Source organism: Streptomyces milbemycinicus (assembly GCF_002154605.1).
GTDB classification, from domain to species: Bacteria; Actinomycetota; Actinomycetes; order Streptomycetales; family Streptomycetaceae; genus Streptomyces; species Streptomyces milbemycinicus.
This window is the reverse complement of the sequence record NZ_MUNE01000455.1, coordinates 1-21,467: the sequence shown is the minus strand read 5'-3', so window position 1 is coordinate 21,467 and position 21,467 is coordinate 1. Positions and strand designations below refer to the sequence as shown.

Sequence of the window (21,467 nt, the reverse complement as noted above, 5' to 3'; positions counted from 1 at the left end):
ACCTGATCATCAGCACGACCCACATACTCCAGCACCCCATCAGCCGACCACCGCGCCAAATCCCCCGTCCGGTACATCCGCCCACCCGCAGGCCCCCACGGACACGCCACAAAACGCTCCGCCGACAATCCGGCCCGCCCCAAATACCCCTGGGCCAGGCCGACTCCGGTCGCGTACAGCTCGCCGGTCTCGCCCATCGCGACCGGCTGGAGACCGGCGTCGAGGATCAGCACATGCTTGTTGGCGATGGGACGTCCGATGGGGAGCGAGGACGCCTGCGCGTCGTCCGGGGCCACCACATGGCAGGTGGTGAAGCCCATGCTCTCGGCCGGGCCGTAGCCGTTGACGACGCGCAGTCCCGGATATCTGCGGCCGATCTTGGTGACGTGTGCCACGGATGCCGCCTCGCCGCCGGTGAAGGCGATCCGTACGCCGTCGTACGCCTGCGGGTACTCGTCGACGAGGAAGTTGAAGAGGCTCGCGGACAGCTGGAGCATGGTGATCCCGTGCTCGGCCACGGCATCGGCGATGAGTGCGGGTTCCGCATCGGAGCCGGGCAGCAGGACACAGCGGGCCCCGAAGAGAAGCGCGCCCCACAGTTCCAGGGCGAAAGCGTCCCAGGATATGGACGAACACTGGAGGAACACCTGCTCGGGGCCGAAGTCCGCATAGTCCTGGCCGAGATAGGTGCCGATGAGCGCCCGGTGTGAGGAGGCGATTCCCTTCGGGGTGCCGGTCGACCCCGAGGTGAACATCACGCAGGCCACATGTTCGGCCGAAGCGGTTCGGCCCAGGTCTCCGTCCGGCTGCGCGTCGAGTGCTGTCCGTACACCCGGGGCGTCGACCAGGACGACCTCAGGTCCCGCAGCGGGAGGGCCGGACACCAGCGACGGCAGATCGGCTCGGCTGATCAGCAGCGCGGTTTCCGACGTGGTCAGCGCCGTACGCAACCTATCCTCGGGGAAACCGGGGTCCAGCAGGGTGTAGCCGCCGCCGGCCTTGAGGGCGGCGAGCAGCGCCACCACCATCTCCAGGGACCGCTCCAGGTGGATGCCGACCACCGTCCCGGGGCGCACCCCCGACCGCACGAGGTGGCGGGCCAGACGGTTGGCCCGGCGGTTGAGTTCCGCGTAGGAGAGGGTGTCGCCGCGGTGGATCAGAGCGACGGAGTCGGGCGTCGACCGTGCCTGTTCTTCGAACAGTTCGTGCAGGGTCCGCTCAAACGGATTCGTCATGGAGGCTTCTCTGCTCGTCATGACCGGTGCGAGCCGTCGGATCGGGCGTCGGCCAGATGTCCTCTCGCCCCACGGCCCGCGGGCTGTACTTCCCGAGCGCGCCGATCAGCAGCCGCAGTTCCAGGGCCAGGCAGGCGACGAACCGTTCCAGGCCGCTCTCGGTGTCCTCGTCGACCGCGAGCAGGGCGGCCCGGCCGAGGCCGACCGCGGTGGCGCCGAGCGCGATGGCCTTGACCGCTCGGGAGCCTTCCCACATACGGCCGCTGGCCAGCAGGTCCCCGGCGGGCGACCCGATGCGGTGCAGGCATTCGACCAGCGGCAGTCCGACACCGTCGAGGAAGGCCAGGGGCGCCCAGCCGGTGCCTCCCTCCGCACCGTCGACGGTGACCGCGTCCGCGCCGGCCCGCCACGCCACCGTGGCGGCCTGCGCGACATCCCGGCCGGGGTGGAGCTTCACCCAGATCCGGGCCTGCGGATAGTTGTTGCGCAACAGCCGGACCTGCTGGCGCAGGATCTCCTCGGTGAACGTACCGGGGCTGCTGCTGCGCAGATACGACAGCGAGGCGCCCTCGCCATCCCCGCCCGTCGCCGCTTCCGCCGTCCCGGGGCCGAACACCGCGTCGAGCTCATAGTGGTCCCTGAGTTGTTCGGCGGTCGAGCGATCCACCAGTGTCATCCCACCGAGACCAGGTTTCGCCCCCTGCCCGACCTTCAGCTCGAAGGCCAGCCTGCCGGACTCGACCAGGGGCTGGGCGGCCGGATCGCTGTAGACGAGGTTCCACACCTCGGCGTCGGCGTCCTCGGTGCACTGCTGTACGACCACACCTCCGTACCCCTCCGGAACCTCCTGGACATAGGCGCTGATGCGGGCCAACAGCGATGCGCTGTCCGGGGTCTGCGCGAGTCGGCCGTAGCCGTTGACGGGGACGATGTTCTCGCCGATCACCATCGGCAGGCCCAGCCGGGCGGCCTGGCGGCTCAGCGGTACGCCAAGGTCGCCACTGGCCGCCCGGGTGGAGCCGAAGGCCGTGATGAACACCGGCAGCGGGGAGCGGAACCCTCCGATGGCGCTGTCGAGCGCGACGTCCTGGTAGACGGGCTCGCGGCCGAGCTCGACCAGCTTCTCCAGGCGCTGTGGCATGAAGACGGGAGGTACGAGCCGCAGCGCGTCGAGGGCATCGTGCCGTTGGCCGGCCGTCTGGCCCGTCGCCCCGAACAGCCGTCGCCCGTACGAGGCCCGCGGCGGGAAGGCCGCCTCGCGCCCCGTGCGGGCACGCTTGCGGATGGCCTCCTCGGGCAGACCTGGGGCACTCAGCCGCGTCATGGGGCCATCACCCCGGGCAGTTTCGGGAAGGCGCTGGCCTGCCACACCGAGTGCAGTCCGGCCGCATAGCGCGTCAGGCGCTGAGCGCCGAGGCCGAAACCCGCGCTCTGCGGGATGCCGCCTTCTTTGAACGTCTTGAGATACCACTCGTACTTGGCGGGATTCTCGCCCGTCTCCCGCATCCGCTCGATGACCCGGGTGTAGTCGCCCTCCCGTTCGCTGCCGCTGCACAGTTCGCCGTAGCCCTCGGGAGCCACCAGGTCGAAGTTGCGGAGTCGGCCGGGGAGCGTACGGCTCTCGCGGTCGGGGAAGCCGCGCGAGCCCTTGGGGTAGTCGGTGATGAAGAACGGGCGGGTGTGCTGTCGCGAGATCAGCGCCTCGCCCTCCCAGTCGATCTCCCCGTCGGGGTTCTGCTCATGGCCCAGCTTGTGCAGGGTCTCCACCACGTCCATGTGCCGGATACTGGGGAACGACTGCTGCAGAAGATCGGTGAACGCGCCCGGATCGCGCCCCAACTCATCAAGAACATAGGGGAGTTGCTTGATGACACGCTGCAGTGCGCCGCGTACGACACCCTGGCAGATCTCCAGCATCTCCTCGCGCGAGGTGTCCGCCGCCTCGACGTCGATCTGGTGGAACTCGGTCAGATGGCGCAGGGTCGAGGAGGTCGTGAACGGCTCCAGCCGGACGCAGGGCGCGATGTAGAAGATCTTGGGATGGGCCAGCAGGGCGGCTTGTTTGTAGAAGATGACGCTCGTCATCAGCTTGTAGCGGCGACCGTAGTAGTCGATGTCGACCTGTTTGGCGCCACGGCAGCCGGGGTCGGTGACCGGGCCGACGACCGGCGGCAGCAGCTCGACGAAGCCTTCGTCGCACAGGTATTCCCGGGCGCCCTGGAGCAGGGCGCTCTGGATGAGCAACATGTTCCTGGTGGTGGCGGAGGTGAGGTGTTCGTGCGGCTGCGGAGGCACGAAGGCCTGTTCCTGTCCGGCCGTGGGCGACGGGTTGAGGGGCATGTTCATTCCTTTGCGGACGTGGCGGACTGGGTTGGCTGGACGGGCAGCGATTCCCGTTGCGACGCCGGGCAGTCGAACCTTCTCTGCTCCCCACTGAGCATCCTCGTGGCCAATTACGCGATAGGGACAGCAATTTCAAGAAAGTACCGGCAGCACCGCGCGGCCAAGGGGCAGTTGCAGGGGAAGATTGACCGGCAGATTCAACGCCCTTGACCCGCCGGATCACACCGCCTAGGGTCACCCCCATGCCTTTTTCCGGCCCGCTTTCCTATGGGCAGATCTCACTGTGGCGCGACATCCAGAGACTTCCTCGATCCCGTTGGCACGAGGTCAACATATCGGCGGTCTGGGAATTGCCAGAGGGGACCAGGACGGCAGCAGTCAAGGATGCCCTGAAGGCGCTCGCTCACCACCATCCCTCCCTGCGTACGACATACGATCTCAGCGATCCCGGAAATCCCGTTCAGCTGGTTCATGAACCGGATTCACTGTCCGATCTCAATGTGTCGGAAGAGGCCGCTGACGATGTACAGGAGACCGCTCGCCGCATGGCGGCCGAGCCCTTCGATCTGACCCGTGAGTTCGGCTGGCGAGGCCGCCTCATCATGCGCTCCGGAGCGGCAACTCATCTCGTATTCACACACCATCACCTGGCGGCGGACAACTGGTCCCAGGGGATCCTCAGGGAGGAATTCCAAAAGGCTCTTGCCGATCCCGGAGCCTTATCCGGCAGGGCGGATTCCTATAGCTTGATCACCATGGCCGAGGAGCAGCGGGGCGATGCCTTCAAGGCCCGGCGCACCGCGGCCGAACGGCACTGGGAGAAGGTGCTCGCCGCCTCGGCCGAGCTCCCGGAGCCCCGCCTCACCTCGGACGAACGCCCATCTCATGTGTTGCAGGCCGCCTTACGGTCGACAGCGGCGCAGACGGCGGCCCAGCAACTGGCGGACCGGCTCTCCCTTCCGAAGGCTTCCGTGCTTCTGACCGCCTACACAAGGGCCGTGGCCCGGGTGTGCGGGCTGCCGTCGGTGCCGGTTCGGCTCCAGTCGTCGAATCGCGGCAACGCCCGTTGGGGAAGCTATGTGACCTCGATGAACCAATGGGCCGCCGGCTGTCTGGACGCCGACCCGAGGGCCGGCTTCGAGGAGCTCGCACAGGCCGTCAACAAAGCCGCGTTCCTGGCTTACCGCATGGGCATATACGATCCCGATTCGATCCGCCTGATCAAGCAGCGATTCCCCACCGCCAGTATCGATCCCGAACCGGTTTGGGCATTCAACTACATGGTCCGCCCGGCGGCCGGAGCGGCGGATCCGGAGGAAAGTGATGTGCCGGTGGTGAAGTGGGACGAGCAGGTCTCCGCGATCGGCCCCAAATTCCACACCCGATTCATCGAAGACGGTTCAGCGGCACTGACCATCTGGCTCCGGGGCAGGCAGGTGAGCAAGGAGCTGATATCGGAATTGCTGCTGGGAATTCATGAGGTGCTGGTGTCGGAGGCGCGCGGGCTGCGGAGCGGGGAACGGTAGCCCGAGGAGACGGCGAAGCTGCCCTCCAATCTGCCGATGAAACTGCCGATCGGAGATAGGCGACTCAAGTAGCTTGCTGAGCGACAACATATCACCCTCTCACGCATATACCGGTTCACTGCAATGAATGGCATCGAGGTCCCTCAGTGAGTTCTGCTGCGTTCAACTCGGATACCTGCGCCGTGCCCGACGAGCGGTTACTGGCTGCCTGGCTGGATATGACGGAACTCCCTCCCGTCCCACGGCTCGAGGTGGAGGAACCGCGGAGCCAGGGGCTGCGGCAGGCGGTGCGGGTGGTGACCGACGCGCTTCTCGGCCGGCCCGCGCAGGAGGGGCGCCAGGTGCCGTCGGCCGGCGCCATCTATCCGTACGACGTCCTGGTGCTGGTGGACGAGGGTGACCGTCCGGGGGACTCGCCGGGGCCTGCGCTGTTCTGGATGGACCTGCTGCGCCGTACCTGTGTGCGCCTGGGCGGACCGGCCACGCGCCTGGGGCGGCTGCTGCGGCCGGCGAGGCTGCCGGACGGCGGCGAACCGGTGGCGCATGTCATCCTCCTGGCCCGGCCCTGGCTGTCGATGCGCAAGTACGGCTCACGCGGCTATCTCTACACGCAGCTGGACGCGGGACACGCGGCCACGAACCTGCTCGGCACCGCGCTCCAGGACGGTCCGGCCGTGCTGCGGCTGCACGGCCCTCGCGCCGAGATCCGGGCCGCCGTCGCACCCTGGCTGCCCCACCGCGAGGTGCATTCCGTCGTCACGATCGGCCGGCCGCACACAACTGGCGAGAGCGGCGACTGGGCGACGTTCCGGATGGCGGGTGACGACGACCCCGCGGGCACCGGTCAACTGGAGGGGGTGTGCTGGTCGGGGCTCTCGGAGGCGGTGTACGACAGCTCGCAGCCGTTCGCCGCGTCCGCACGGCTGCACACCGCCGCCCCCATGGCCACCGAGCTGCGCCCTTCGGCCTCCGACGGCATCCCGCTCGCTCAGTGGCGCGAGGCCTCCCGGCGGCGACAGTCCTGCAAACGGTTCTCCGGGGACACGCCCGAACCGCATGCGCTCCTGAGCACCCTGGGGGCACTGGACACCCCGCTCCCGGCCGATCTGGCCGAAGTCACACCTGATCGTGGCGTGCGCGCGACGCTTCTGCTGCACGACGGGCCCACGGCAAAGGCGTGCTCGGACACCCTGCGCGGCAGCCGCATCGACGTGACCGTGCCGGACCGCTTCCGCGATCTCGACCTGCTGGTCCGCTCCTGCATGGGCCAGGCCAACGCGCGGGTCGCGGCCGGGTTCGTGCTGTTCCACATCCCCCGCGACGAGCTCTTCTCCAGTGGTCCGCGCGATCTGCGCGACGCCGTGTTCCGCGCCTCGTGCGGCGCGCATCTGCTCTGTCTCGGCGCCGGACGGCACTCCGTGGCCATCACCACCATCGGCGGCTACGACCCCGATCTGTGGCGCGAGTTCGCCGGTCTATCGGCCTGGGACGAGCCCTTGTACCTGCTGGCGCTCGGCGTCGACCAGGCCGGCTCGATCAAGCACGACCGCGCCCAAGTCGCCTACGCACACGGCGAATAGGCCACCCAATCGGACCACGGACTCGGAGGGACGACATGCCCGGGGTGCTGAACCAGGTCTACACCGACCTCCTGACGCAGCACGCGGACCGACTCGCCGTCGCCGACACACAGCGTCGGCTGACCTACGCCGAACTCGACACGGCCGCCGCGGAGTTCCGCACCGAGTTCGACCGCTGGTGGAGCGAGGCGGTGGCACGAGGCGAGGCACGTCCCCGCGTCGTCATCCTCGCCGCCAACTCGGCCTCGTACATCGTCGCCTACGTGGGCCTGCTGCGCGCCGGCGCCCTGCCCTTTCTGCTCGACCCCGCCCTGGCCCCGGAAGAGGTACGTGCCGTCGTCGCCGACTGCGGCATCGACGCGGTCGTCCACGACCGCCCTCTAAGCGTGGGAATCGAACCATCCGGCTCCGCCACATCCGGCTACGCACTCACCCGCACGGCCCCGGGCGCAGGGCAGCCGACGGCCGATCGCCCCGAGCCGCTGGCCTCGACGGAGGTATGCCGCTTCACCTCCGGCTCGACCGGGTCGCCCAGCTGCATCGAATTCTCCGGTACGGCGGTGCACAACGCGGCCCTGTCCTGGCGCGACGCCACCGGTCTCGGCGCCGACGACCGCATTCTGTGCTTTGCCGGGCTCTTCAACGGGCTGGCGTTCAACACCTCGCTGCTGGCGGCCTTCCTCGCGGGCGCGGCGCTGTGGCTGCCGTCCGGCCTGCCCACCTCGGGACAGGTGATCCGCTTCCTGCGGGAGATACGGCCGACCCGGCTCACCGGCTTCCCCGCGCTGTACGAGTCCCTGCTGCGCCGCCCCGAGCCCATCCCCGAACTCGCCGAACTGAAGGTCGCCCTCTCGTCGGCGGCGCCGCTCAAGCCCACGACGGCCGAGGAACTGCGTACCCGGCACGGCCTCGCGGTGTGCAACTACTACGGTGTCGCCGAGACGGGGCCGCTGACCTTCGACCCCTTCCCGGCCCCGGAGCACGGCCAGGGCCGGCCCCTGCCCGGAGTCGAGTTCGTCTTCGGCGACGGCACCGGCACGACCGGCGAGATCCGGGTGCGCAGCACATCCATGGGGTCGCGCTATCTGAACGCGCCCGGCGCCTTCGAGGCGCGGCTGGACCGGGACGGCTTCTACGCCACCCACGACCTCGGCAGCCTGCGGGACGGCCGACTCCACCTCTCGGGCCGGGCCGGGTCGCGGCTGAACATCGGGGGGCGCAAGATCGACTCGGTGGAGGTGCGCCGCGTACTGCTCGCGTCCGGCGCCAGGGAAGCGGTGGTCTTCGCCGTGGACAAGCGCAACGGCGACCCGATGCTCGCCGCCGTCGTCAGCGGCCCCGAGGGGCTGACCGAGGACGCGCTGCGCGGCCGGTGCCTGGAACGGCTCGCTTCGTACAAGGTGCCCGAGCGTGTCGTCGTCGTGCCCGAGATCCCGACCACGGGCGTCGGCAAGCCGCGCATGAGCGCGGCGCGCGAGCTGTTCCACAAAGCCACCGATTCCGCTTTCACTTCCTGACTTCCTGAGGGAGATCACCCATGCCCGACGACCAGACCCTCGCCCGCCGCGTCGCCGAACTGGTGGAGGAGGCCAGCGAGGGCACGCTCAGCCCGGATTCCGCGCTCGCCGACGGCAAGACGCTGGCCGAGAAGGGGCTCTCCTCGCTGTCGTATCTGCGCCTGATCGACTCGATCGAGACCGAGTTCGGCATCTACGTCGACCTGGAGGGCGACACCACCTTTATGCAGACGATCCCCGGAATCGTGGAGTACATGGCCGCCGAAGGGGTCGCAGGTGCCGCCTGACCAGCGGAGCGGGCCGGGGCTTCGGGTCGGCGTCGTCGGTGCGACCGGCCGGCTCGGCTCACGGATCGTGGCCGAGTGCGCCCTGCGCGACGTCCCGGTCGTGATGACCGCGCACCGCGGCGCCTGGACGGCCGAGCAGCCGCCGACCGTGGTGATCGACGCGTCGCGGGGCGAGGTGCTTCCCCGCACCGTCGCGTACTGCCGGGAGACGGGATCGTCGCTCATCGCCTGCGCCTCCGACATCGGCCCCGACGGCGAGCCCCTGCTGGCGGAACTCGCCGGATCGGTGACCGTGGTCCGCGCGGTCAACCTGTCGCTCGGCCACTGGCTCCAGGACCATCTGCTGGGCGTCGCGGGACGGCTCCTCCGCACATCGGCCATGCCCCTGCCCCGCGTAAGCCTCCTGGAGCGGCACGCCCGCGCCAAACGGGACCGCCCCAGCGCGTCGGCGCGCTCCTTGGCCGCCACCTGGGAGGCGCACGCGGGTGGGGCGGCCGTGGACGAGGTGGCATCCTTCCGCGCCGGACATCAGGTCAGCGAACACGTGGTGCAACTGGACTTCGCGCATGAGTCGTTGAGGCTGCACCACGACGTACGAGACCTGTCGGCGGCGGCACCTGGCGCGCTCGCCGTCGCCGCCTGGGCCGATGGCGCCCCAGCCGGTCTGGTCACGGTCAAGCAGGTCTATGACCGGCTGTTCTTCGCGTCGGCCCATGACACGGACCGCGAGCGACCGCCCGCAACAGAACCGCCCGCCACGGAACCGCCCGCCACGGAACCGCCCGCCACGGAACCGCCCGCAACAGCATCGTCCTCCGCAGAAACGTGAGACATACGTGACCCAGCAAACCCCGGCCACGCTGCCGCCCCTCGCCCGTCGGCTGCGGGCTCATGTCGCCGTCGCGGCACGTTCACTGTCACTGGGCGGCCACGACGACTTCAACCAGGGGCAGGTTTCCGCCCGGGCGCCCGGCGCCGACTACATGCTGATCAAGGGCGCGCTCAAGGGCTTCGACGAATGCGTACCCGACGATGTGATCGTGGCGCCGGTCGACCCCGCCGTACCGTCCCCCGCGCTGGCGCCCCCGGAGCTGGCGCTGCACCAAGCGGTGTACCGGGCGCGTCCCGATGTCAACGCGATCGTGCACAGCCACGCACCGCACACCCTGGTGTTCGGGGCGACCGACCTGGCCCTGCGCGCCGTATCGCACGAGGGCGCCTATTTCGAGGGCCGGCTGCCCCGTTACACGCTGACCAGCAACACCATCCTCGACATCGCCACGGGGGAGCAGGTGGCCGACGCCCTCGGGGACAACCCGGCGGCGCTGCTGCGCAACCACGGTGGTGTGATCGTCGGCAAGTCCATCAGACATGCGACGGTGCACGCACACACCCTGGAGCGCGCCTGCCGTCTCCAGCTGATGGCCGAGCAGCTACCGGGTGGCTACCACTCCTCCTCACTCGAGGACGTGGACGGCAAACGGGCCTTCATCTACGCCGATCTCTCCGTCCGCTCCTACTGGGACCACGCCGTCGGACAGGTACAGCGCCGCTGGCCGGAAGCCGCCGACTGGCCGTCCCAGGCCGCGCGGGAGGCCGCGTGACCGGCCGCTCAGCCGTCGAGCAGCCCGAGGAGCAGCGGGAACTGTTCGCGCTCGTCGACGAGCTGGCCCGGGAGGAACTGGAGCCGCGGGCGGCCCGGTTCGAGGAGGACGGGCAGTTTCCGGAGGCCCTGGTACGGCTCCTGGGGAAGCAGGGGCTGATGTCGCTGCCGTTCCCCGAGCGGTGGGGCGGCGGCGGGCAGAGCTACACCGTCTATCTGAAGGTGATCGAGCGGCTGGCCGGCAGCTGGCTGGCCGTCGCGGAGTCCGTCCACCTCCAGGTGCTGGCATGCCACGGTCTGGCCCGGTTCGGAACGGACGAACTGCGGAGCGAACTGCTGCCGCGCATGCTCAGCGGCGAGCTGCTGGCAGCCAACTGCATGTCGGAGCCGGAAGCCGGCTCCGACCTGGGCGCCATGTCCACCAAGGCGGTCGCCGAAGACGGCCACCACGTGATCTCGGGCACCAAGGCATGGGTGAGCCACGCCGGTGTCGCCGACGTCTACAACGTGTACTGCCGCACCGGAGGATCCGCCCTGAGCGGGCTGTCCTGCTTCCTGGTCGACGCGGACTCCGAGGGCCTGCGCCCCCTGGCCCATGAGCGGAAAATGGGGGTGCGCTCACTGCCCACGGCACAGATCGCGTTCGACGGGGTACGGGTCCCCGACCAGCGGATGATCGGGCGCCGCAACCGCGGCATGCTCGTCGCCGCCCATGTCTTCGACCACGGCCGCCTCGGCATCTCGGCCTGCGCCGTGGGCCTCGCCCAGGCGGCCCTCGACCACGCGGCCGCGTACGCCAAGGAACGCACCCAGTTCGGCAAGCCCATCATCTCCTTCCAGGGCCTCTCCTTTCTGCTCGCCGACATGGCCACGCAGATCGCGGCGGCCCGTGCGCTGCTGTATTCGGTGGCCGCCCTCAAGGACCAGGGCAAACCCATCTCCGCCGAAGCCGCGAAGTGCAAGCTGTTCGCCACGGACACCGCCATGCGGGTCACGACCGACGCGGTCCAGGTGCTCGGCGGCTACGGCTACACCCAGGACTTCCCGGTCGAGCGCTGGATGCGAGAAGCGAAGCTCCTTCAGATCCTCGAGGGCACAAACCAGATCCAGCGAATCGCCATCGCCCAGTCCCTGTGACGACCCCGACCGCCCCGTCCGTATCCTCCACATCTCAGAAGGACCATATGAACGACTTCATGCGCTTCGGCCTCTTCATGTCGCCCCTGCACCCCATCGGCGAAGACCCCAATCTGCTGATGCGCCGCGACCTCGGCTACGCCGAACTGGCCGATGAGCTCAACTACGACGAGCTGTGGGTCGGCGAACACCACTCCAACGGCTGGGCCACCATCGGCTCCCCGGAGATCTTCCTGGCCGCCGCGGCCGAGCGCACCCGGCGGATCAAACTCGCCACCGGTGTCATGGCACTGCCGTACCACCATCCGTACATGGCGGCGGCGCGCGCGGCACAGCTCGACCATCTGACCCGGGGCCGGTTCATCCTCGGTGTGGGCGCCGGCTCGCTCGCCTCGGACATGCATATGTTGTGCGTCGACCCCGCCGAGGCGCGCCGCCGCACCCAGGAGTCCCTGGAGACCATCGTCGAACTGCTGCGGGGCGAGACGGTGACGCGCGAGACGGACTGGTTCCGGCTCCAGGACGCTCGTATCCAGCACCGTTCCTTCGAACCGGGCGGTTTCGAGATCACCGTCAGCAGCGCCTCGTCGCCCTTCGGTATGCGGCTCGCCGGTCGCCTCGGGGTGAACGCGATGTCGCACGCCGCCCCACCGTGGGGGATGGTGCGCGCCGGGCACAGCCTGGGCATGGAGAAACTGGCGGAGCAGTGGGGCCACTTGGAGGCCGCGGCGGCCGAGGCAGGCCATACGGCGGACCGGTCGACATGGCGGCTGACCCTGCCCGTGCATGTGGCCGAGACCCGTGAGCAGGCGCTGGAGGACATCTACGCCGGATGGCTGCGGCAGCGCAACGAATACTGGGCGGGGACGCACGGTATGCCCATGGGGCGCAGCGAGGTCGGGGCGCGCAAAGCGTTCGAGGCGACCATCGAGGCCGGGGGGATCATTGCCGGTGGCGTCGAGGACTGCGTGGCCGCGATCCACAAGCTCCGTGACATCACGGGAGGCTTCGGCTGTCTGCTCAACTCGGTGACGGACTGGGCCGGCCCCGAGCGCACCCGCAAGAGCTTCGACCTGTTCGCCCGATACGTGGCTCCCCGATTCAAGGGCTCCACCAAGGGTCTCCAGGAGTCGCAGTCCTGGGTCGCGTCACAGGCCGCCACGTTCCAGGAGCGGTTCAACGCGGCCCGCACCAAGGCGATGGCCACGAGTGCCGAATCACAGAACTGACCGCGGGTGGGACACGATCCGGCGGGCCATGCCATGCGTGGCCCGCCGGATCGTATGGGACTCGGCCCGGTGGGCGGAGTCCGTGTGGTCAGAGAGAGCCGCCGATCAGCAATGTGGTGTCGACCAGACGGTTGGAGAAGCCCCACTCGTTGTCGTACCAGCCGACGACCTTCGCATGCCGACCGCCGATCACCTTGGTCAGACCGGCGTCGAAGATGCAGGAGGCGGGATCGGTGACGATATCGCTGGAGACGATGGGGTCCTCGGTGTAGCTCAGGACGCCGGCGAGCGGACCCTGCGCCGCCTTCGCGAACAGCCCGTTGATCTCCTCCGCGGTCACCTCGCGGCTGAGGGTCAAGGACAGGTCGGTGGCCGAGCCGGTGGGGATCGGGACGCGCATCGCGTAGCCGTCCAGTTTGCCCGCGAGCGCCGGGAGGACCAGCCCGATGGCCTTGGCGGCCCCGGTGCTGGTGGGCACGGTGTTGACGGCGGCGTGGCGGGCGCGGCGCAGGTCGCGGTGCGGACCGTCCAGCAGATTCTGGTCCGAGGTGTACGCGTGGACCGAGGTCATCAACCCGTACTCGATACCGATGGCGTCGTGCAGAACCTTGGCCATGGGGGCAAGGCAGTTGGTGGTGCAGGACGCGTTCGAGACGATGGTGTGACGCTCGGGGTCGTACTGGTCATGATTGACGCCGTAGGCCAGCGTCAGATCCTCGTTCTTCGCCGGGGCGGAGATGATGACCTTCTTGGCCCCTGCTTCGATATGGGCGCGGGCGCGGTTGGCGTCCGTGAACACACCCGTCGATTCGATGACGACATCGGCGCCGAGTGCCGCCCAGGGAAGAGCCCCGGGGTCACGCTCGGCCGATACGGCGATCCGCCTTCCCCCGATGAGGATGGCGCCGTCCACGGCGCGGACTTCCTCCCCGAACCGGCCCAATGTGCTGTCGTATGCGAAGAGATGGGCCAGCGTCGCGGTGTCGGTGAGGTCGTTGACCCCCACCACTTCCACATCGGCGCCCTGGTCGAACACCGCACGCAGATAGTTGCGGCCGATGCGGCCGAAACCATTGATGCCCACACGCACTGTCATCCGCGGAACCTCTCCTCAAATGCCGGGCCATGAAACGGGAACGGCGCCATTGCTCGGTCCCTTTCGGACGCACGCACGGGCAGCGATTTTATGCGTGCGGCCGGGTCGAGACAGGCAGTTTGACAGGCAGTTTCGGCGGCAGTTTGAGCGGTGGCTCTTCTGTCAGATGTGCAGCCTCCGCGTTTCGGCGACGATGCGGTCGCGGATGCTCCAGTGGTTCCGGCGAATGTACGTGCGCTGCAACCAGCGATCACGGCCGTCGTAGCGCGGCTCGAATTCTGATCGGGCGTGCAGGCCTTTCCGGTTGTTGATGAGCAGTGCCTGACCGGGGCGCAGAAAGATTTCATGCGCCACTTCCCGGCAGGTGGACTGAAGCCGCTGAAGCGCCACTTCGGCATCGCGGGAAACGGCGTGCACTCCATTGGCGGAGGAGGCGATTTCGGGGGACCAATCGGGCCCGCTGATGATGGGCACGGGGTCGGAGAGGATTTCGTCCTTTCCGGCCATCCGTGCATAACTTCCGGGGGCGTTCAGCCTGAACAGAGGCTCCCTGAGCAGCTTGAGCGAAGTGGCGTCCAGGGCCTGGCACGCATCCCGGGCGTCCGCGTAGTAGGTGCCCGCGACGCCCTCATGATCTGCGCGGAGGCAGTTGAGGACAAGGAAGTCCGGATTGCTCAGATTGTACGATCCGGCCGCGTCATACACGATGTCGTTGTGAAAGTTGAGGAAAACGGTTGAGCTGCGATTCGTCTGAGACGTCGCCCCATCTGCGACGGGAATGACATCGTGAATCAGCTGCCCGTTCTTCTCGGTGGTGAATCCGACGGGCTCGCCCAGCATTCCACTCAGCCCGAGGAGAACCCCTTCCGAAAGACATGTGCTTTTCGTCTGGCAAGGTCCGCCGTCATCGGGTGTATCGGGAAGTTCACGTTCGACGGGTAGATTGCCGACCCGCGCCACGCCGGGAGTGTCCGCATGCCTGCCGAAATCCAGGATGGTTTGCAGGAGATCAATCGGTAGGGTCGCGAATATCTGATGGCAGCGAGCCGTCGCCCGATCCATGTCCCGGGCCGGATCGCCCAGGTCCGCGAGTTGCTGCCCGAGAGATTCCCTCACCCCCTCCGGAATGACGAGGTCTATGAATGTGGGTTTCAAGTGGAGGTCCCCGCCAGTGTTCTCGGCAGCATTCATGATCTTCCTTGGTCCCCTTGAGGTCGTACAGGTCCGGGGGGATATACCCATGCCGATACCATTCACACAGTCAGCACAGCGAGTTGCCGGTCTCTTCAGGCACATCTGATCCGGCATATCTGGCAAAGAGAGAGGGATGGCCATGCGCGTCGCACTGCACTCGGTTCTCAAGGAGGGCCAGGAGGCCGGCTACGAGGAGGTGCACGCCACGGTTCCGGCGGATCTGTTGGAGGCGCTGGGCCGGGCGGGCATCACCAATTGGCAGATCTGGCGCAGCGGGCGTCATCTGTTCCACCTCCTGGACTGTGCAGACTTCTCCGCCGCCATGGCCGCGCTCGACAAGGATCCCGTCAATCACCGATGGCAGGCGTTCATCGGCGACTACGTCGACCACTTCGAGACCACGGACGGCTCCCCGGCCGGGCCTTCGGCCGATATGGCGCTCGGGCAGGTGTGGGAGCTGCGGGTGCAGGCCGCGACCGCGGCCGAAGGATGAGGGAAGGGCCGAACCGGCGGAGCTTACTCATCCGGGGCGCCTCGCGTCCTGTTTTCATCACACCTTGAGTGGCCCTGAAAACACTGAACCACCACCTCCGTATGACCGGGTGACCACCGCGCAGGGACGCAGAGGAACCGACAGACCACTCCTCAGGCACCCCCCGGCGCACCCCTACTGGAGGTCAGTGAGTTGAGCCACCGACGTGTGAACAAGCGGACCGTCGTCATAGCCGGCGCCGCCGCGGCCGCCCTCGCGGGAGCGGCGGTGCTGCTTCCCAACGCCAACGCGAGCCCGGACAAGTCGGCCGAGGCCAAGACGTTCTCGTCGCAGGCCGCCGTGAAGCTCGCGAGGGGCCTCGCATCGGACCTGGGCGGCAACGCGGCGGGGTGGTACTACCAGGGCGACTCCAAGCAGCTGGTGATGAACGTCCTGAACGAGGACGCGGCGAACGACGTCCGGGCCAAGGGCGCCGTGGCCAAGATCGTCGCGAACAGCCTCACGGAGCTCAAGGCCACCACCAAGACGCTGAGCGACAACGCCTCGATCCCGGGCACGGCCTGGTCGATCGACCCGAAGACCAACAAGGTCCGGGTCCTCGCCGACAGAACCGTCACGGGCACGAAGTGGGCCACGCTGACCAAGGCCGTGGACGGCTTGGCGGGCAAGGCCACCGTCCAGCGCACCAACGGCGAGTTCAAGAAGTTCGACGGGACCGACGAGACCCAGCCCGGGGCCAACGGAGGCGCGGACCAGGGCGGTGCGGACGACGGGGCCGGTCAGGGCGCGGGCCAGGGCGGCGCGGACGATGGCGCCGGTCAGGGCGCGGGCCAGGGCGGTGCGGACGATGGCGCCGGTCAGGGCGCGGGCCAGGGCGGCGCGGACGATGGCGCCGGTCAGGGCGCTGGGGATGGCCAGGGCGCCGGTGACGGTCAGGGCGCTGGCGATGGCCAGGGCGCGGGCGGTGCCGGTGAGCAGGCCGGTGAGCAGGCCGGCGCGCTGGACGGCGGCGACGCCATCTTCGGCGGCGGCGCCCGCTGCTCGCTGGGCTTCAATGTCACGGTCGACGGCGCACCGGCCTTCCTCACCGCGGGACACTGCGGCAATATCTCGGAGACCTGGGCCACCGACCAGGCGGGCGCCCAGCAGGTGGGCACCACCACCGAGTCCCAGTTCCCGGTGAGCGACTTCGCCCTGGTGACATACGACGACCCGAACACCCAGGCGTCCAGCACGGTGGACCTGCAGGACGGCACGACCCAGCAGATCACCCAGGTCGCCGAGGCCAGCGTCGGGCTGGCGGTGCAGCGCTCCGGCAGCACGACGGGTGTCACCGACGGCACCGTCACCGGTCTGAACGCCACCGTGAACTACGGCAACGGCGATATCGTCAACGGCCTCATCCAGACCGATGTATGCGCCGAGCCCGGTGACAGCGGTGGCGCGATGTTCGCCGAGGACGCGGCCGTGGGCCTGACCTCCGGTGGCAGCGGCGACTGCACACAGGGCGGCGAGACGTTCTTCCAGCCGGTGAGCACCGCGCTGCAGGCCACGGGCGCCGTCATCGGCGGCGACAACGGTGGCGGCGGTGCGGGCGATGGCGCCGGTGACGGCGCGGGCCAGGGTGACGGCGCGGGCCAGGGTGCTGGTGACGGCGCGGGCGACGGCGCTGGCCAGGGTGCCGGTGAAGGCGCCGGTGACGGCGTCGGCCAGGGCGCCGAGGGCGGCGCGCAGGAAGGTGGCGCGGCCGGTGACAACGGCGCGGCCGGCAATGGTGACAACGGCGCCGTCGGCAACGGTGACAACGGTGCGGTCGGCGACGGCGGTGGCGACGCGGTCGGTGACGGCAACGCCGCGAACCACTCGTAACGGCTGATCGTGGCAGGACACGTCCTGCCACCCCCTGACCGAGGTCCCGGGCGCCCACCTGCCCCAGTGCCTGGGACCTCGCACCACCCCCCACCGGGCCGCCGACGACTCAACGCGTCGGCGGCCCGTCTCCGTGTGCACGGAGGGGCTACAACCCGGCCGCCTCCGCCGCCGAGCGGAGCACGTCCTGCAGCATCGCCGGGGTGAGCCGTCCGGTGAAGGTGTTCTGCTGGCTGACGTGGTAGCAGCCGAACACCCGCAGCGGCGCCTCCGCCCCCTCCGCCCCCACTGCCCGCAGTGTGGTCCGCGCGCCGTGTGCGAACGACGGGCGCGGGCGGGGCACCTCCCAGCCGGCCGCGGCGAGCGCGGGCAGCGCCGCCTGCCAGCCGAACCCGCCCAGCACCACCACCGAGCGCAACGTCGGGCGCAGCAGCCGCAGTTCCTGGACCAGCCAGGGACGGCAGGTGTCGCGCTCGCCGGTCGTGGGCCGGTTGGCCGGCGGGGCGCAGTGCACGGGCGCGGTGATCCTGACCCCGCGCAGTTCCAGGCCGTCGCCCCGATGGGTCGCCTCGGGCTGGTTGGCCAGGCCGACCGCGTACAGCGCCGCGTACAGGAAGTCCCCGGCCCGGTCGCCGGTGAACATCCGGCCGGTGCGGTTGCCGCCGTGCGCGGCCGGGGCCAGACCGATGATGGCCAGCCCCGCGCCCTCCGGTCCGAACCCCGGCACCGGGCGGGCCCAGTAGTCCCACTCCCGATAGGCCGGGCGCTTGATACGGGCGGCCTCCTCCCGCCACCGCACCAGCCGCGGGCAGGCGCGGCAGCCGCTCACCCGCTCGTCCAGCTCGCGCAGCGTGTCCGCACCCGGCGCCTGATGCGCGGGGTGTGCGGGATCCTCGGGGTCTTCCGTGGTGTTCAGCCGTGCCCGTCCTTGCGATCCTTGCGCAGAAAACGCCGCAGCCGGGTCAGCGGCCAGGTGTTGATCACATCGTCGGGGGTCAGCCAGCCGCGCTGCGCCGTCCCGACACCGTAGCGCAGGGCGTCGATGTCGAGGGTGGAGTGCGCGTCGCTGTCCACCGCGAACTTCGCGCCGTGTTCCTTGGCCCGCAGGATGTTCTCGTCCGACAGGTCCAGCCGGTCCGGGTGCGCGTTGATCTCCAGCGCGGTGCCGGTGCGGGCACACGCGGCGAACACCTCGTCCAGATCGGCGTCGATGCCCGGCCGCTTCCCGATCAGCCGGGTGGTCGGATGGCCGATGATGTTGACGTTGGGGTTCTCGCAGGCCCGCAGCAGCCGCCGGGTCATCTCGTCCCGCGCCAGGCCGAACTGCGTGTGCACGGAGGCCACGCACAGGTCGAAGCCCTCGAGGAAGTCGTCGGGCCAGTCCACGTCCCCCTGGACGTCGATGTTCAGCTCCACGCCGTGCAGCAGCCGCATCCCGCCGCGCCCCCGCCCCCGGTCCAGATCCCGGATCCGCTCGCGCTGGGCCAGGATCTTCTCGTCGGTCATCTGCTGCATATACAGCTTCGGGGCGTGGTCGGTGACGGCGTAGTACGCGTAACCGCGCCGCCGGGCCGCCGCGATCATCTCCTCCAGCGGTTCGAGGCCATCGGTGAGGTTCGTATGGGTGTGCAGATCGCCGCGCAGATCCGACTCCGTCAACAGTGGGGGCAGCCGCCCGTTCAAGGCGGCCTCGACCTCGCCGCGGTCCTCCCGCAGCGTCGGCGGGATCCAGTCCATGCCGAGCCTGGCGTATACGTCCTCCTCGCTGCGCGAGGCGATCCTCTCCCCGCTCTTGGCGTCGAAAAGCCCGTACTCGGAGAGCTTGAGGCCGTGGCGCATCGCGATCGCGCGGACGCGGATGTTGTGGGCCTTGGACCCGGTGAAGTACAGCAACCCCGCGCCCCAGGAGTCCAGGGGCAGCACCCGCAGGTCCACCTGAAGCCCCTTGGTGGTGCGGATCGAGGTCTTCTTCTCCCCGCGCGCGATGACCTCGGCGGTGTACGGCAGCCGGGTGAACGCCTCCATGAACGGGATCGATTCGTCCGCCGCGACCAGGATGTCGATATCGCCGACCGTCTCCTTCATCCGCCGCAGCGACCCCGCGTACTCGCAGGCCTCGCAGCCGGTCACCCGGGACAGCTCGGCCACGATGTCGTCGGCCACGCTCATGGCCACATTCAGCGGGACCCGGTCCCCGGCGGCCTGCATGAGGGAGATGCCGTGGAGGATGTTCTCCTCCGTCTTGGGGCCGAAGCCCTTCAGATCGCGCAGCTTGTGGTCGTGGATCGCGTCGGAGAGCTGGTCGACGGACGCGATGTGCAACTCCTCGTACAGCAGCATGGCCTTCTTCGGCCCGAGGGCCGGGATGGCGGTCAGCTGTCGCACCCCGGCCGGGATCGCGGCGCGCACCTCGTCGACGGCGGGCACGCTGCCGGTGCGCAGATACTCCACGACCTTGTCGGCGATCGACTTGCCCACCCCGGGGATCTCTCGCAGGCCCTTCGCGTCGAGCTCGGACACATCGCGTGGATGGCCGCCGATCGCGCGGGCGGCCTTCTCGTAGGCACGCGCCTTGAACGCGTCCCCGCCGGTGATCAGAAGGAGGTCCGCGTACTCCCGAAGCAGCGCCTCGACCTCCTGGTTGGAGCGAGTCACACCGTCAATTCTAAGACTTATCCCGTATGTGTGTGCGGGGGCGGCCGGTGTGCGGTCGTGTCGTTCCGGCGTGGGCCTTGGGCCGCTTGGGTGCGGGTCGGGTCTCGCCCCCATAGCCTTCGGCATGGGAGGTACCCCCAGGGTTGTCACGGTGCAGGGTCCGGCGTTTCGCCGAGCAGGGGCCGTCTGTTGCCGGGGAAGGGTGTTCCGGCGGGGTTCGGCTGCCGCGTGGGTCCGGCCCGAGGGTGCGGACTTCGGTGCGGTTGACTCGGTCAGGGCTTCTTGCAGCCCTTGGGCGAAGAGGATCTGGGCGGTGCGGGCGCGATGCTGGTCGAGGCGGGCGGTGGTGGGGTCGTCGGGGTCGGTGAGGGCGGTGAAGGCGGCCAGGGCGGCGGAGACCAGGTCGCGGTCGCCTTTCAGCCCGCAGCCGCCGTCGGCCGGGTCGCAGTGGTGGGTGCGCTGGTGCAGGGATTTGGGTACGTGTCGGCCGCACAGGCAGTGCTGGGACAGGGCGGTGGTGAAGGTCGAGGCGCGCAGGAGTTGTCCGCCGGTGGCCGTGCACTCGGCGGCGAGTTGGGTGATCAGCCGTCCGGGGGTGGTGGCGGAGCAGGCCCGGCCCCACAGGCGGAACCAGGTGCGGATGTCGCAGTCCTCGACGGTCAGGTTCGGACCGTGGGCGGCGACCAGAGCGGCAGCGATCTTCTTCGCACGGTGACGGGAGGCCTCGGCCGCGCTCGCGGCCATGGCACTGTGGCGAGCCCGCAGAGTGCGGTAGCCAGCGCTGAGCGTGTCACGGCGGTAGGCCTGCCGGGGTTTTCCGGTCGTGGTGGTGCGCCGGGGTCCGGCCGGGACGGCGACGGCCTTCGGGGGCAGGCCTGCTGCCCGTCGGCGTTCGTCGCGGGCCTTTTGACGCCGGGAGCGCTGATACTGCTGGGGGTTGGTGGCACGGCGCGAGCGGTTAAGGGCGCGCTGGCGTCCCCGGGCCTTCTTACGCGCTGCAGCCAGGGCGTCTTGCTCCTGCTCAGTCAGGGTGATCCGGTCGGAGCACACGCCGCCGTCATCGGGGTTGAGCGTGGCGGGCAGGGAGACGACGGCAAGGTTGGAGACGTTGCCGTCCACCCCGCCGACACGCTCCAGGGCGGCGGCCTGGCAGCGCCGGGTACGGGTGGCGGGGGAGGCGTAACCGGGGGCCAGGACCATCAGATGAGCCTCATAGGCCCAACCGCCCAGGGCGGCCGGATCCCGCCGCCGCACCAGGTCGATCTTGTGCCACAGGCCCGGGTCGTTCAGGTAGTGGAGCAGGTAGGGCCAGCGTCCGGCGCCTTGCGCAAGCCGTACCGGCAGGACGATTTCCCCGCGTCCGGTGGGCCCACCGGCGAAGACGACGGTCAGCGGCCCGGTGTGGTCGAACCAGGTCGCCGCCCTCGCGCGGGGGCGGCCTGCGGCGTCGAGGGTGCCGGCGGGGATGCGGCCGACGGGCCGGGCGGGGGTGGGCATGCGGTGCGGCTGGGCCAGCACCCGCACACCCGGCACCAGCCCCGCGGCCTGAGCGGGGGTGGTCACCGATGGCGGCAGCGCCGGGTGCCGGAACGCCTCCAGGTGTCCGGCGAGCGTGCCGTGCAGGCGGAAGGTCTCCCACTTGCGCTCAGTGGTATGCGAGCGGGCCCGGCCCGGGATACGGGTGTACTCCCACCACGTCCCGG

General features: G+C 69.4%; 17 protein-coding genes. 10 read left to right on the top strand and 7 right to left on the bottom strand.

Going from position 1 to position 21,467, the window contains the following annotated elements; all coding sequences use genetic code 11:
- The 3 genes from CCN51_RS33115 to CCN51_RS33105 form a co-directional block, all read right to left on the bottom strand.
- Positions 1-1,235 (bottom strand): amino acid adenylation domain-containing protein (locus CCN51_RS33115; protein WP_158104724.1); only part of this gene is annotated, 1,235 nt, incomplete at its 3' end.
- Positions 1,219-2,559 carry a glutamate synthase-related protein gene (locus CCN51_RS33110; RefSeq protein ID WP_014173552.1) on the bottom strand — a complete coding sequence of 447 codons (1,341 nt, stop codon included), beginning with the start codon at positions 2,557-2,559 and terminating at the stop codon, positions 1,219-1,221. The genes CCN51_RS33115 and CCN51_RS33110, both read right to left, overlap by 17 nt.
- Positions 2,556-3,575 carry an asparagine synthetase A gene (locus CCN51_RS33105; protein ID WP_014173551.1) on the bottom strand — a complete coding sequence of 340 codons (1,020 nt, stop codon included), beginning with the start codon at positions 3,573-3,575 and terminating at the stop codon, positions 2,556-2,558. Before CCN51_RS33105 ends, CCN51_RS33110 begins: the two co-directional genes overlap by 4 nt.
- Positions 3,576-3,820: 245 nt before the next feature.
- Between CCN51_RS33105 and CCN51_RS33100 the strand changes: the two genes are divergently transcribed.
- The 8 genes from CCN51_RS33100 (at position 3,821) to CCN51_RS33065 (ending at position 12,457) form a co-directional block, all read left to right on the top strand.
- Positions 3,821-5,104, top strand: coding sequence for a condensation domain-containing protein (locus CCN51_RS33100; RefSeq protein WP_078610305.1), 1,284 nt, complete (start codon positions 3,821-3,823; stop codon positions 5,102-5,104).
- 146 nt (positions 5,105-5,250) lie between these two features.
- Complete coding sequence (locus CCN51_RS33095; protein ID WP_143675958.1) at positions 5,251-6,684, top strand: nitroreductase family protein; 1,434 nt, start codon at positions 5,251-5,253, stop codon at positions 6,682-6,684.
- Positions 6,685-6,719: 35 nt separating this feature from the next.
- Entirely contained in the window at positions 6,720-8,201 is a 1,482-nt protein-coding gene (locus CCN51_RS33090; RefSeq protein ID WP_014173548.1) for a class I adenylate-forming enzyme family protein, read from the top strand.
- A 20-nt stretch (positions 8,202-8,221) separates the two neighbouring features.
- On the top strand, positions 8,222-8,488 hold the full coding sequence (locus CCN51_RS33085) for a hypothetical protein (protein WP_014173547.1): 267 nt from the start codon (positions 8,222-8,224) through the stop codon (positions 8,486-8,488).
- The gene (locus tag CCN51_RS33080) at positions 8,478-9,317 is read left to right on the top strand and encodes a dihydrodipicolinate reductase C-terminal domain-containing protein (protein ID WP_086860439.1); all 840 of its coding nucleotides are present in this window, start codon (positions 8,478-8,480) and stop codon (positions 9,315-9,317) included. The genes CCN51_RS33085 and CCN51_RS33080 overlap by 11 nt, the downstream gene beginning before the upstream one ends.
- A gap of 7 nt (positions 9,318-9,324) precedes the next feature.
- Positions 9,325-10,092, top strand: coding sequence for a class II aldolase/adducin family protein (locus CCN51_RS33075; RefSeq protein ID WP_014173545.1), 768 nt, complete (start codon positions 9,325-9,327; stop codon positions 10,090-10,092).
- The gene (locus CCN51_RS33070; RefSeq protein WP_014173544.1) at positions 10,089-11,228 is read left to right on the top strand and encodes an acyl-CoA dehydrogenase family protein; all 1,140 of its coding nucleotides are present in this window, start codon (positions 10,089-10,091) and stop codon (positions 11,226-11,228) included. The genes CCN51_RS33075 and CCN51_RS33070 overlap by 4 nt, the downstream gene beginning before the upstream one ends.
- 47 nt (positions 11,229-11,275) lie before the next feature.
- On the top strand, positions 11,276-12,457 hold the full coding sequence (locus CCN51_RS33065; RefSeq protein ID WP_014173543.1) for an LLM class flavin-dependent oxidoreductase: 1,182 nt from the start codon (positions 11,276-11,278) through the stop codon (positions 12,455-12,457).
- A gap of 88 nt (positions 12,458-12,545) precedes the next feature.
- On the opposite strand, the gene gap is transcribed toward CCN51_RS33065, so the two are convergent.
- Both gap and CCN51_RS33055 read right to left on the bottom strand, forming a co-directional pair.
- Positions 12,546-13,553 carry a type I glyceraldehyde-3-phosphate dehydrogenase gene (gap, locus tag CCN51_RS33060; protein ID WP_014173542.1) on the bottom strand — a complete coding sequence of 336 codons (1,008 nt, stop codon included), beginning with the start codon at positions 13,551-13,553 and terminating at the stop codon, positions 12,546-12,548.
- Positions 13,554-13,715: 162 nt separating this feature from the next.
- Entirely contained in the window at positions 13,716-14,744 is a 1,029-nt protein-coding gene (locus CCN51_RS33055) for a TauD/TfdA family dioxygenase (protein ID WP_043486122.1), read from the bottom strand.
- Between the two features lie 136 nt (positions 14,745-14,880).
- Here CCN51_RS33055 and CCN51_RS33050 point away from each other — a divergent pair, with 136 nt between their 5' ends.
- Together CCN51_RS33050 and CCN51_RS33045 are read left to right on the top strand one after the other, a co-directional pair.
- Positions 14,881-15,240, top strand: coding sequence for an L-rhamnose mutarotase (locus CCN51_RS33050; protein WP_014173540.1), 360 nt, complete (start codon positions 14,881-14,883; stop codon positions 15,238-15,240).
- A 207-nt stretch (positions 15,241-15,447) separates the two neighbouring features.
- Complete coding sequence (locus tag CCN51_RS33045; RefSeq protein WP_170061343.1) at positions 15,448-17,109, top strand: S1 family peptidase; 1,662 nt, start codon at positions 15,448-15,450, stop codon at positions 17,107-17,109.
- 148 nt (positions 17,110-17,257) lie between these two features.
- On the opposite strand, the gene CCN51_RS33040 is transcribed toward CCN51_RS33045, so the two are convergent.
- Together CCN51_RS33040 and polX are read right to left on the bottom strand one after the other, a co-directional pair.
- Complete coding sequence (locus tag CCN51_RS33040; RefSeq protein ID WP_014173538.1) at positions 17,258-17,938, bottom strand: uracil-DNA glycosylase; 681 nt, start codon at positions 17,936-17,938, stop codon at positions 17,258-17,260.
- A gap of 83 nt (positions 17,939-18,021) precedes the next feature.
- On the bottom strand, positions 18,022-19,764 hold the full coding sequence (gene polX, locus CCN51_RS33035; protein ID WP_014173537.1) for a DNA polymerase/3'-5' exonuclease PolX: 1,743 nt from the start codon (positions 19,762-19,764) through the stop codon (positions 18,022-18,024).
- Positions 19,765-21,467 lie beyond the last annotated feature (1,703 nt).

What these genes read in the sequence shown, in the direction of transcription:
- CCN51_RS33110 (WP_014173552.1), bottom strand. Translation starts at nt 2,559, where the DNA reads ATGACGCGGCTGAGTGCCCCAGGTCTGCCCGAGGAGGCCATCCGCAAG.
- CCN51_RS33105 (WP_014173551.1), bottom strand. Translation starts at nt 3,575, where the DNA reads ATGCCCCTCAACCCGTCGCCCACGGCCGGACAGGAACAGGCCTTCGTG.
- CCN51_RS33100 (WP_078610305.1), top strand. Translation starts at nt 3,821, where the DNA reads ATGCCTTTTTCCGGCCCGCTTTCCTATGGGCAGATCTCACTGTGGCGC.
- CCN51_RS33090 (WP_014173548.1), top strand. Translation starts at nt 6,720, where the DNA reads ATGCCCGGGGTGCTGAACCAGGTCTACACCGACCTCCTGACGCAGCAC.
- CCN51_RS33085 (WP_014173547.1), top strand. Translation starts at nt 8,222, where the DNA reads ATGCCCGACGACCAGACCCTCGCCCGCCGCGTCGCCGAACTGGTGGAG.
- CCN51_RS33065 (WP_014173543.1), top strand. Translation starts at nt 11,276, where the DNA reads ATGAACGACTTCATGCGCTTCGGCCTCTTCATGTCGCCCCTGCACCCC.
- gap (WP_014173542.1), bottom strand. Translation starts at nt 13,553, where the DNA reads ATGACAGTGCGTGTGGGCATCAATGGTTTCGGCCGCATCGGCCGCAAC.
- CCN51_RS33055 (WP_043486122.1), bottom strand. Translation starts at nt 14,744, where the DNA reads ATGAATGCTGCCGAGAACACTGGCGGGGACCTCCACTTGAAACCCACA.
- CCN51_RS33050 (WP_014173540.1), top strand. Translation starts at nt 14,881, where the DNA reads ATGGCCATGCGCGTCGCACTGCACTCGGTTCTCAAGGAGGGCCAGGAG.